Origin of the sequence: Fructilactobacillus lindneri DSM 20690 = JCM 11027 (assembly GCF_002907375.1) — a bacterium.
Lineage (GTDB): Bacteria > Bacillota > Bacilli > Lactobacillales > Lactobacillaceae > Fructilactobacillus > Fructilactobacillus lindneri.
Map to the genome: position 1 here is coordinate 416,778 of NZ_MIYK01000001.1, position 12,109 is coordinate 428,886.

12 protein-coding genes are annotated in these 12,109 nt (G+C 32.9%); 3 read left to right on the top strand and 9 right to left on the bottom strand.

From position 1 onward, the window contains the following. Nucleotide 1 precedes the first annotated feature (1 nt). The gene (locus tag BHU33_RS02190) at nucleotides 2-850 is read left to right on the top strand and encodes a fructosamine kinase family protein (RefSeq protein WP_056997597.1); all 849 of its coding nucleotides are present in this window, start codon (nucleotides 2-4) and stop codon (nucleotides 848-850) included. On the opposite strand, the gene BHU33_RS02195 is transcribed toward BHU33_RS02190, so the two are convergent. The 7 genes from BHU33_RS02195 to BHU33_RS02225 form a co-directional block, all read right to left on the bottom strand. Next, on the bottom strand, nucleotides 821-1,471 hold the full coding sequence (locus tag BHU33_RS02195) for an HAD-IA family hydrolase (protein ID WP_054646135.1): 651 nt from the start codon (nucleotides 1,469-1,471) through the stop codon (nucleotides 821-823). The two genes, BHU33_RS02190 and BHU33_RS02195, sit on opposite strands and share 30 nt — an antisense overlap. Before the next feature lie 2 nt (nucleotides 1,472-1,473). Next, nucleotides 1,474-1,920 (bottom strand): D-aminoacyl-tRNA deacylase, encoded by a 447-nt coding sequence (dtd, locus tag BHU33_RS02200; protein ID WP_054646134.1) that lies wholly within the window; start codon nucleotides 1,918-1,920, stop codon nucleotides 1,474-1,476. Nucleotides 1,921-1,933: 13 nt separating this feature from the next. Then, on the bottom strand, nucleotides 1,934-4,156 hold the full coding sequence (locus BHU33_RS02205; protein WP_056997596.1) for a RelA/SpoT family protein: 2,223 nt from the start codon (nucleotides 4,154-4,156) through the stop codon (nucleotides 1,934-1,936). Nucleotides 4,157-4,225: 69 nt separating this feature from the next. Further along, the gene (locus BHU33_RS02210; RefSeq protein ID WP_054646133.1) at nucleotides 4,226-4,960 is read right to left on the bottom strand and encodes a 16S rRNA (uracil(1498)-N(3))-methyltransferase; all 735 of its coding nucleotides are present in this window, start codon (nucleotides 4,958-4,960) and stop codon (nucleotides 4,226-4,228) included. Between the two features lies 1 nt (nucleotide 4,961). Continuing rightward, the gene (gene prmA, locus BHU33_RS02215; RefSeq protein ID WP_054646132.1) at nucleotides 4,962-5,846 is read right to left on the bottom strand and encodes a 50S ribosomal protein L11 methyltransferase; all 885 of its coding nucleotides are present in this window, start codon (nucleotides 5,844-5,846) and stop codon (nucleotides 4,962-4,964) included. Between the two features lie 61 nt (nucleotides 5,847-5,907). Further along, nucleotides 5,908-6,216, bottom strand: coding sequence for a hypothetical protein (locus BHU33_RS02220; RefSeq protein ID WP_054646131.1), 309 nt, complete (start codon nucleotides 6,214-6,216; stop codon nucleotides 5,908-5,910). A gap of 163 nt (nucleotides 6,217-6,379) precedes the next feature. Then, nucleotides 6,380-6,769 carry a VOC family protein gene (locus tag BHU33_RS02225; RefSeq protein ID WP_054646130.1) on the bottom strand — a complete coding sequence of 130 codons (390 nt, stop codon included), beginning with the start codon at nucleotides 6,767-6,769 and terminating at the stop codon, nucleotides 6,380-6,382. A gap of 167 nt (nucleotides 6,770-6,936) precedes the next feature. On the opposite strand from BHU33_RS02225, the gene BHU33_RS02230 reads away from it, so the two are divergent. Next, nucleotides 6,937-7,206 (top strand): hypothetical protein, encoded by a 270-nt coding sequence (locus BHU33_RS02230; protein WP_054646129.1) that lies wholly within the window; start codon nucleotides 6,937-6,939, stop codon nucleotides 7,204-7,206. A gap of 85 nt (nucleotides 7,207-7,291) precedes the next feature. On the opposite strand, the gene BHU33_RS02235 is transcribed toward BHU33_RS02230, so the two are convergent. Continuing rightward, nucleotides 7,292-8,401, bottom strand: a complete 1,110-nt coding sequence (locus BHU33_RS02235; RefSeq protein WP_054646128.1) for an NAD(P)-dependent alcohol dehydrogenase — start codon at nucleotides 8,399-8,401, stop codon at nucleotides 7,292-7,294. Nucleotides 8,402-8,623: 222 nt separating this feature from the next. Here BHU33_RS02235 and yjeM point away from each other — a divergent pair, with 222 nt between their 5' ends. Then, entirely contained in the window at nucleotides 8,624-10,102 is a 1,479-nt protein-coding gene (gene yjeM, locus BHU33_RS02240; RefSeq protein ID WP_056997595.1) for a glutamate/gamma-aminobutyrate family transporter YjeM, read from the top strand. Between the two features lie 178 nt (nucleotides 10,103-10,280). On the opposite strand, the gene lepA is transcribed toward yjeM, so the two are convergent. After that, nucleotides 10,281-12,104 carry a translation elongation factor 4 gene (lepA, locus tag BHU33_RS02245; protein ID WP_404825433.1) on the bottom strand — a complete coding sequence of 608 codons (1,824 nt, stop codon included), beginning with the start codon at nucleotides 12,102-12,104 and terminating at the stop codon, nucleotides 10,281-10,283. Nucleotides 12,105-12,109 lie beyond the last annotated feature (5 nt).

Here is a 12,109-nt window from a genome sequence, read left to right on the forward strand (position 1 = left end):
TATGAAAAAATTATCAGATCAATGGTTATATCAACTACCTTTAACAAATATCCAAAGTTTAAAGCCGGTTGCTGGAGGCGATATCAATGATTCTTATGAGATAATAAGTGATGAAGGTCGTATGTTTTTGAAAGTTCAACCTAATCGTGGCAAAGAATTTTTTGCACACGAAGTAGAAGGAATTAAATTATTGTCACAAGCCGCAAATGTGCCCACAGTGATTGATTATGGGGAAATCGAACATGACGGTTTTCTGATTTTAGCCTGGATAGATATTGGCAACGGTAAGCAATACGAATTGGGACAAATGGTAGCTCAGGTACATCAAATTTACCATAATCGTTTTGGTTTAGATAATGATTTTACAGTCGGAAAGTTCCCTAAGATAAATACCTGGCAAAATAGCTGGTCTAAATTCTTTATTAATCAACGACTAGAACCATTGATTAAGCTTGCTAAAGAAAAAGGCCGCTGGAATAATTCCCGCGACCATCATTATCAAATTTTAAAACAACAAATCATTGAATACGATCAAACTCATAAAATTAAGCCTAGTCTCTTACATGGTGATTTATGGAGTGGAAATGCAATTTTCACTACTACTCATCAACCAATGTTAATTGATCCCGATGTTTTTTATGGAGATCGTGAATTTGATCTAAGTATCACCACTGTTTTTGGCGGATTTAATGATGACTTTTACCGTGGTTATAATGATACTTATCCACTTAGACCAGGATTCGAAAAAAGAGTTGGCTGGTATCAATTTTATTACGTGTTGATGCATGTATATCTTTTTGGAGAAACCTACGGAACCTTATTAGACAGTATCTTGAGTTCCTTTAATTAAAGGAATAATTTCTTTAATCGAATGTACAATAAAATCAGGATTGCCATCATTTTCAATCATATAATCAAAATCGAACAAAATTGTTATTACCCCAGCATTATTGCCAGCAGCAACATCTAATTCCCGATCTCCAACCATTGCTGTTTCATTTACTTCTAAATTCATCTTTTTAATTAGATAATTCAGAGATTCCGGGTTTGGTTTGCGAGCAAAAGACTGTTTACTAGTTACTAAACCAGTAAACAGTTTTTTTATATCATATTTTTCTAATAAATGTAGGGCCTGATCATCTCGATGTGTTAATAATCCATTCTTCCCGCCATTAGCAACGATTAACTGTAAAACCTGTTTTACATTTTCAAACGGCTTAGCTAAATTAACTTCATCTTGTTCATAATTCCGGTAATCTTTTAATAAACGTTCTTGATCAATTCCATACAATGCACTAAATTTTATAATCGCAGACCCTAATGAATGAATCCTCATTTGTGCATAGATTTCATCCGGATTAATTTCAATTGGATCAATTCCATTTTTTCGTAGTGCTTTAGCAAAAGCTGTTACCATGTATGGATAGGTGTCAAAAAGAGTTCCATCAAAATCCCAAATAAAATTTTTCATGATTATTGCTCCCGGTGATTAAGTTCAAAAGTTGCAGGTCCATGATTTTCTAAATTAATATCCATATCAGCTCCAAAAACACCAGTTTTAACAGCAAGCCCTTCTGCTAAAAGTGCTTGATTAAAGGCCTCATACATTTTTTTTGCAGTCACTGGATCTCCAGCCTTTTTAAAAGTAGGTCGATTTCCATGTGTCATATCTGCCAACAAAGTAAATTGTGAAACAGATAAAATCGAACCATTCACTTGTTTAATATTTAAATTCATTTTCCCTTGTTCATCTTCAAAAATACGCAAATTGGCCACTTTATGAGCTAAATAATCCACATCAGCTTGGGAGTCTCCTTCTTCTGAGCCCACTAAAATCATATAGCCAGTATTAATTGAACTGTACTCTTTTTTTTCAATAACAACATTTGCGTGTTTAACCCGTTGAATCACTAATTTCACCAGTAATCATCCTTTAATTTAAAGTTCGCTCGACAGTATCAACACCTGGTACCATCTTAATAGTATCAACAACCTGCTCTAATTGAGAAATATTCTTAACGTTTACTACCAATGAAACTGTTAATGCAATCCCATCATGTACTTTACCATCAATGGAAGTTAACTTAGCTGGACTATTATTAATCTTTTTAATAATATCATTCAAAATTCCATTTCGATCATCAGTTTCAATTTTTAACTTTGTTGGATAATCAATTTGATTATTTTGAATGTTTCTCCAATGAGAAGTAATCGTTCGATTACCATCATCATTAGCAATATTATTACAGTTTACCCGATGAATTGTAATTCCTCGACCTTTAGTAATGTATCCAACAATATTATCTCCTGGAACTGGGAGACAACAATGACCCATTCTTACTAAAACATTATCAATTCCTTCAATGACAACATTATTCGCTGGATGATTCCCATGATTTTTTAACTCTTCATTTTTAGTTGAAAAAGATTGATGCTGTTCCAGCAATTCTTTTTCTGCCTGCTTTTCTTCATCTTTTTGTTGTTCACTACGCAGATTACTAGTAAAACGATTTATTACCCCGTTAACATGAATATCACCAAAGCCCAAAGCCGCTAGTAAATCGTCTCTAGAACGATAATGCATTTCTTCTAAAACCCGATTCCAATTATCATTACTTAGAATTTCATTAATTTCAAACCCGGTTTCTTCCAAATTATCATTTAATATTTCTGACCCAGCTTTAATGTTTTCAGCTCGATTTTCCTTTTTAAAAAAAAGCTTAATCTTATGTTTAGCACTATTTGTATGTACCAAATCTAACCAATCTTTGCCAGGTCCCGTTGAATTAGAGGAAGTAATAATCTCAACAATATCACCATTTTTAATCTGATCATCAAGAGAAACCATTTTACCATTTACTCGTGCACCAGTAGTTTTATCACCAACTTGAGTATGAATGGCATATGCCATATCTAAAGGTCCAGCTCCTTTAGGCAATTCCATCACATCTCCACTAGGAGTAAAAGCATAAACATGATCTGAAAACAAATCTCCTTGAACACTATCCATGAATTCAGAAGCATTATCAGTTTCTTCTTGAATTTCAATAATTCGCTTGAACCAATTTAATTGAACGTTATTTTGGTCACTCTTAACTTCTGCTGTTTCCCCTTTTTTATAAGCCCAGTGAGCAGCAACTCCATACTCAGCAATCTGATGCATTTCTTTAGTTCTAATTTGAATCTCAAGCGGTTTCCCTTCAGGACCAACAACTGTAGTATGCAATGATTGATACATGTTAGACTTAGGCATAGCAATATAATCTTTAAAACGTCCAGGCATTGGTTTCCATTCAGCATGAATAGCACCTAAAACTGCATAACAATCTTTTACTGTATCTACGATAATCCGAATGGCTGACAAATCATAAATTTCAGCAAATTTTTTATGTTTATCAACCATTTTTTTATAAATTGAATAAATATGTTTAGGACGACCATAAATATCAGCATTAATATCAAAATCCGTAATTGCGTTTTGAACTTCTTTAATTGCATTTGCAATATATGCTTCTCGCTGGTCTCTTTTGGACTTCATTGAATGAGCAATTTCATAGTAAGCATCCGGATTTAAATAGCGAAGCGACATATCTTGCAGTTCCCACTTAACTGATCCCATTCCAAGACGATCAGCAATTGGAGCATAAACATCGATTGTTTCACGAGCAAAACGTTTTTGACTTTTTGAATCCTTTTCATTTAAGGTATCCATATTGTCCATTCGGTCAGCGAGTTTAACAATCATAACTCTAATGTCCTGGCACATTACCAATAATAATTTACGATAATTTTCAGCTAATTGTTCTTTAGTTGACTTATACTTTATTTTGCTTATTTTAGTTACACCATCAACGATTAGAGCAACATCATCACCAAACAACTCTCGTACATCGCTTAACTCAACATTACTATCTTCAACAATGTCATGTAAAAATCCAGCTGTAACAGTAACTGGATCCATATTCAAGTCAGCTAAAATTCCAGCTACTTGAGTTGCATGCGTAATATATTTTTCTCCAGAAGCCCGTAAATTATCTCCATGAGCAGTCGCTGCAAATTCATAGGCTTTTTGAATTATATCAACTTGTTCAGGAGTCATATTTTCAGCTACTTTATTAAAAATTTCTTCTGGCTGCCAACTTTTTAAACTAGCCATTAATTCCACCTCCTTAACCACAAAATAATTTGATTGGTTCGTATATTAAATAAATTTATATATATTTTATCATTTTAGTTCGGAAATTACAGAAACAGCGCTTAAAAAATACAATGGTGCTGTTTCAGTACGTAAAATTCGAGGTCCTAAGCCAACAAGTTGATACTGCCATTTTTCAAATTGTTGAATCTCATCTGGGGAAATCCCACCTTCTGGTCCAAAAAAAGCCAATAAACTTTGATGGGGCTTTAGTTTTGAAAGTACTTGAACTAATTTACTAGTTTCACCTTGTTTAGCAGATTCTTCGTATGCAACGATTCGCTGATCAGCTTTAATTTCTTTTAATTGATTAAGTCCATTTAAGTATTCAATCTTAGGAACAACATTACGATGCGATTGTTCGGCTGCACTTTTAGCAATTTTTTGTAGTCGCTGAACCTTTTTAGCTGCTTTGCTATTCCATTTAGCAACTGACCAAGCAGTTGGAACAAAAATGATTCGTGTTACTCCTAATTCAGTAGCTTTTTGTACAATCAATTCTGCTTTACCGCTTTTGGGTAATCCACATACAATGGTTACCTTAACTGGCATCTCAACATCCGTTTCGGACTCACTCAAAATTTTAACAGTTGCCTCATTTTCGTTAAATAATTCCCCAATGTATAATTGATTATCACTTGAAACAAATTCGGCTTTAGATGCAACTGTAGCTCGCATAACTCGTATCCAATGCTTACTTATATCAGATGGCAAACTAACTTTTTGTCCCACTTTTAAAGGTTGATCCAAAAAATAATGCTGCACTTTAATTCTCTCCTTTGGTAGCAATAATCGAACGCCAATTATCAACAGACATCACTTGATTAATTACAAATCCATGCTGGTTTAATTCATCAATCATGTCATCTAGCTTATCAAAATAAATTCCAGCAGTAATAAACTTACCACCTTTTTTTAAATGGTCTGCAGCTTGTGGGACAAGTGGCAACAATACTTCAGCTAACATATTAGCCACAATCACATCCGCTGTTCCAATAATTTCTTCTAACAAACTATTTATTCCTACTTGGATATTTTGCATCCCCATATTCAAAGCAATATTTTTCTTAGCAGATTCAACTGCATTTTTATCGTTATCCCAAGCAAAAATATCTCCAGCACCTAGTTTTCTAGAAGTAACGGCTAAAACACCTGAACCAGTTCCGACATCAAAAACAGTTTCATTGCCTCGTAAAATAGTTTCTAACGCTTGCATTGCCATTTTGGTAGTAGGATGAGTACCAGTCCCAAACGCCATTCCGGGATTCAATTTAATGATTATTTGGTTTGTTTCTTTATTTTCATAATCTTCCCAAGCGGGAACAATCGTCAAAAATCTAGTTACCCGTTCTGCATGATAATATTTTTCCCACGTAGTTGCCCATTTGGCATCACTCAGACTTCGTGCAGTGACCTTAGCGGGTGCTGGATTTAATCCATAAGCGGTTAAATTTACTACTTTAGCTCTAATCTTTAATAAAATAGATTTAATATCAGCATCATCAGGGAAATAGGAAATCACCGCAACGTCTTCCAATTTATGATCATCAATTTGAACACCTTGAGCCCCTGCTTCCATCAATATATTTGAAACAGCAGGCACTGCTTCTTGTTTAGTCATTACTTTTACTTCAATCAAATTTAAATTCATATCTATTTCAGACTCCATTAGTTTTATTTAAAAAAAATGCACCCTCTGAAGGATGCAAAAATCACTTATCTAGACCCAAATCGTCGACTTTTTCTTCATGTGAAGATAAGTGAGACTCAAGATATTTCAATAAACCGTGTTCAGTTTTAAAAATCCGTGGGTGACGCTGTTTATGTAAAAGCAAATCAATCTCCTTGATTTTTTGTCTCCCAGTCCATCCATGTCCATAGCGAACAATAATTCGATTATTCAAATCATCTTTTCCGAATCGAAAAATATAAACACTATCTGGAGTCATAAGTGGTCTAATATAGCCCTTTTTATAATGATAACCGTTATCTCTTAAAAATTGTTTTGTAATAGCTAACATGTTATCCGCCTCCGTTCCTTTTTAATTCGTTTTCTTCCATATAATAATCTCTACTATAATCATAAGGGAGAAACGCCAAAATGGCAAGAGTTAATTCGGGTTTGACTGTTTGGTTAACAAAAGGCAGACGTAACTACGTCTGCCTTTGCTTGTAAAATACATTTTATTTTACAATTTCACAGAATTCAATCTTTTCATGGTTAGGACCATAAATATTAAAGAAACGAATTCCCTTTTCCCAAAATGGTCGAGTTTGAATTTCGTTATCAATAACATTCAATCCCATTGATTTAGCTTCTTTCAAAGCAGCATCTGCATCAGTTGTATTTAATGAAATATGATTGATAGCACCATCTTTATCAGCAATCTTATCGCCTTCCCAGGTTTCAATCATCAAGTTACCATATTTCATAAACGCACAACGATTACCTTCATACAAAAATTGACCTGCTTTTTCAAAACCTAATTTTTCGTAAAATGCAATTGTTTCATCTAAATTTCCTGCTGGAATTCCAACGTGTTGAATTCCAGTAAAGTAATTATCCAAAGCCATTTTAATATCTCCTAATTATCTTTTATTTTTCACTCATGTGAATTTTGTAACAACTCAATTATAAAGCATTTTTTTAAATTAATAAAGAATAATTATTTAGTTTCTTATAATTACAACTATTAAAACAGAAGCGTATAATGTAATTATAAAAAGGGAGGATTTTATTTATGTTGGTTAATGTCCCATTTGAAATTGATGCTGATGGAATTCATGATTTGAAAAAGATTAAAGTTACACTACCTTCTGGAGAAATAGCTGAACTTGGAGCTGCAACTCTTGATGATATTAATCGTGATCATGAACACTTACTTACAATCATTAAAGACGAGAATCATGAACTTGGATCAGTTGGTGAAAGTATTTCTTTTGATAATTTTGGCGAAAAAAACTCATTTCCTGATAATAAAGAAGTTGTTTTTATGGCAATTCCAAAATAATTAAAGTAGTTTCTACTATTTTTAAATCAAAAAAAGAGAACTTACGGCAGACGTAAGTTCTCTTTTTTAATAATATAATTATTAATTAATTGTTTTTTCTTAGTTGTTCATTAGGGTAAATAATAGTTTTTAATGAATGTTGTTTATTAGTTCTAGTATTCTCAAGTGCTGATTTTGTTTCAGCCAAACTATAAAAATTCGTTAACAACATTTCAGCTTTTTCAAGATTCTCAGTTAAAATTTCAATACTAATGGGATAATCATTTGCATAACGGAAAACTCCAAAAATTTGAATTTCGTGACCCTGAATAAATGGCATATTTAAAGGAATTTCATCCTGTGCTGGCATTCCAACATAAGCGATCTTTCCACCTCGACTTAGAGTTAACAATGCATCTTGTTCTGCATGTACATTACCAGAGGCTTCAATAACTGTATTAACACCTTCACCATTTGTTAAATCATTGGTTGTAGTTTTAACATCTTGTTCAGTAACATCAATAACAGTATCTGCTCCCATTTTCTTAGCACATGCTAATCTTTCCGGCTCAGCATCACTGGCAATGATTTTACTAGCACCAAAAGCTTTTGCTGCCATAATAGCTAACAACCCAACTGGACCAGCACCGGAAACAAAAACCGACTTTCCTGGCTGAATGCTTAACATTTGTGCTGCGTGAACTCCAACTGAAAGTGGTTCAGAAAGTGATCCTACCTCATAAGACATCTCATTAGGAATTTTGTAAGTAAATTCATCCGGATAGATAATTAATTGTGAAAGATCACCATCAACTGGCGGTGTAGCCATGAATTTCATTTGAGGACATAAATTGTATTTCCCTGCTAAACAATATTTACATTTACCACAGGGAATTCCTGGCTCCATAACTACTTTGTCACCATGTTTAAATTTAGTAACCTCATCCCCTACAGCTACAACAATTCCAGAACTTTCATGCCCTGAAATCAATGGTTTCTTTACTACAAAATCTCCAATTCTTCCATGATCATAATAATGTACGTCAGAGCCACAAATTCCAACTGCCATTACTTTAATCAGTAAATCATGAGATCCCATCTTACCTAGCTTTGTATCTTTTAATTGAATATCAAAAGTTTTATTTAAAACTGCACTTTTGGTAGTTTCAGGATAATTATTCTTAGTAAAATCTGGCAATTCAACATTCTTTTCCATAATAATATTCCTTTCATAATCTACAAAACCTGCAATTTACGACTATAGCCTAACACTTTCCTTCTATAAACCATAGAATAAATTACTAATTAATACTCATTAAAAATAAGCTTTGATTAATGATTACATTATATTTAATAATCCTTTTTTATATTTTCATATAAAGCGAAGCGTACAATAGATATGGTGGTAAATATAATTTTATAAAAAGGGTCGTGTGAAATGAAAAATCAAAAATTGTCACTTACGTCATTGATTTTAATGATTTTTACTTCAGTATTTGGATTTGCTAATATACCCATTGCATATTATTTAATGGGATATGCTTCGATAATTTGGTATGTTTTGGCTGCCATCTGTTTCTTTTTACCTTATGCTTTTATGCTAGCTGAATTTGGGGCTGCTTTTTCAAATTCTAAAGGTGGAATCTATACTTGGATGAGTAACTCAGTTAATTCTAAGTTTGCCTTTATAGGTATTTTTATGTGGTATGCATCTTATATCGTTTGGATGATAAAAACCAGTTCTGCAATTTGGGTTCCTTTATCAAGTGCAATCTTTGGCTATGATACTACCTTCCAATGGCATCTTTGGGGTTTATCCAGTGTTGAAATCATTGGATTACTAGCATCATTTTTAATGATTATGATTACATTTTTAGCGTCTCGGGGAATTGATAAAATCAAAAAGATTTCATCTATTGGTGGGATTGCTGCTATGTCAATTAACGTAGTTTTAATTTGTGGAGGGGTAGTAATTTTATTATTAAATGGACATCCCCTTCAGCCTTTTCATTTAAGTTCTATTATCAATTCTCCAAATTATAATTACAAATCAATTATAAATATTTTAAGTTTTGTAGTATATGCTATTTTTGCCTTTGGAGGATTAGAAGCAATTGCGGGGTTAGTTAATCAAACCCAAAATCCTAAGAAAACTTTTCCGCGCGGAATTGTAATTGCGGCTTTAACGATTGCGATTGGGTATGCATTAGGAATTTTTATGATGGGTTCTTTTACTAATTGGAATCAAATTCTTGGATCAAATAATAAAGTTAATTTAGTTAATGTTCCATATATAGTAATGAATAACTTTGGATATCAGTTAGGCATAGCCTCGCATCTTTCGCATCATATTTCAATTCAAATTGGAATCTGGATTAGTCGTTATGTTGGTTTATCGATGTTTTTAGCTCTTAGTGGAGCATTTATCACCTTAATAATTTCACCGGTTACACAATTAGTCGAAGGCACTCCAAAAGCAATTTGGACTAAATCATTTACTAAAAATAATAAATTTAACATTCCTGTCAATGCTTTGATAGTTCAATGTATTTTAGTAGTCAGCTTGATTCTATTAATTTCTTTTGGTGGAAAGAGTTCACGAGCATTTTTTAATATTTTAGTAGCAATGACTAACGTTGCCATGACCATTCCCTATTTATTTATAACATACTCATTTTTAGGTTTTAAAAAGAATCATTCAACCAAGAAACCATTTGTTTTTTATAAATATGCTTGGGAAACTAAACTTTCTGTTGCAATCGTTCTTCTAACAGTTGGTTTGGCAATTGTCTTTACTATCGTCGCTCCTGCTATTGACGGAGACTATTTAAATAGTTTTTGGATGATTATTGGTCCGATTATTTTTGGAGCAATTGGTTATTTAATTTTCAATCGTTATGAAAAGCTAAGTAAATAATTAATCTTTAAAAACAACCCAAAAAAGAGGACTTACATATCGTAAGTCCTCTTTTCTATTTCATAAATAATTGTGCATCATAATTAATTTTTTATATTATTTATTTTCTTTTAATAAACTTTTCCATCACCATTACGATGAGGAAAGTATACGATATGTTTATACATAAATTTGGCAATTATTTATCAGACTTTTGATCTTCATCTGTTTGAAGTACAGTCATGAATGCAGCTTGAGGAATATCAACTTTTCCAACTGATTTCATCCTTTTTTTACCGCGTTTTTGTTTTTCTAGTAACTTAGCTCGACGATCAGGATCACCTGTATGAATTTTAGAGGTAACATCCTTTCGATAAGCTTTAATATTAGTTCTAGCAATGATTTTTGCACCAATTGCTGCTTGAATTGGAATTTCAAAGTTTTGTCGTGGAATAATTCCCTTTAATTTTTTAACAATTTCTCTACTTCGTTCCTCAGCAAATTGTTGATGTGAAATAAAACTTAAAGCATCAACCTTATCACCATTTAATAAAATATCTACTTTAACTAAATCACTTTGACGGTATCCGTCAATATCATAATCAAGTGACGCATATCCATGAGTACTAGATTTTAATTTATCAAAGAAATTAAAAATAATTTCAGACAATGGCATTTGGTAAATAACATTTACCCTAGCATCATCTAAATATTCCATCGTGACAAATTCACCACGACGAGATTGGCACAATTTCATAACCGCACCGACATAGTCGTTTGGAACCATAATTGATGCTTTCACATATGGTTCTTTAATATCTTTAATAGCCGAAGCATCTGGCATTTCTGATGGATTTTCAACCTCAATCGTACTGTTATCATTCATATCAACATGATATGTAACAGAAGGAGCCGTTGTAATCAAATCCAAATTAAATTCTCGTTCTAATCGCTCCTGGATTACATCCATATGTAATAATCCTAAAAAACCACAACGAAAACCAAACCCTAATGCTTCTGAAACTTCAGGATCAAACTCCAATGAAGCGTCATTTAATTTTAATTTTTCTAATGCTTCACGTAAATCTTCAAACTTAGCATTATCAGTCGGATATAATCCAGCATATACCATTGGAATCATTTCTCGATAACCTGGTAAAGCAACCTCTGTTGGATTATTAGCATTAGTCATAGTATCACCAACTCGAGTTTGGTTAATGTCTTTAATGCTAGCAGTTACATATCCAACGTCTCCAGCCATTAAATAATCTCTAGGAATTGGATGTGGTGAATTAACTCCAACTTCAGTAACTTCATATTCACTATTACTATTCATTAAACGAATATGATCTCCAGCTTTTACCACACCATCAAAAAGACGCACACTTAACACTACTCCACGATAATCATCGTAGATCGAATCAAATATTAATGCTTTTAAAGGAGCTTCAATGCTCCCAGTTGGAGCTGGAATTTTTTTAACAATTTCTTCTAATAGTTTATCAACATTTAATCCCGTTTTAGCACTAACTTCAACAGAATCACTAGTATCAATCCCAATCACATCTTCAATTTCTTGTTTTACTTTTTCAGGCTCAGCCGAAGGAAGATCAACTTTATTAATAACCGGTAAAATTTCTAGATCATTATCTAAAGCTAAATAAACGTTAGCCAAAGTTTGAGCTTGAATTCCCTGAGTAGCATCAACAACTAACAAGGCACCTTCACAAGCAGCTAAACTTCGAGAAACTTCGTAAGAAAAATCGACATGTCCTGGAGTATCAATTAAATGAAATACATAATCTACGCCATCTTTTCCATGATAAGTTAACTCAACTGCGTTTAACTTAATGGTAATACCACGTTCTCGTTCTAAATCCATATTATCCAATAATTGAGCTTTCATATCACGTTTTGAAACCGTATCAGTCATTTCTAAAATTCGATCGGCCAAAGTAGATTTACCATGATCAATATGTGCCACAATCGCAAAGTTTCTAATCTTTCTTTGCTTCTCTTCCATTTTTT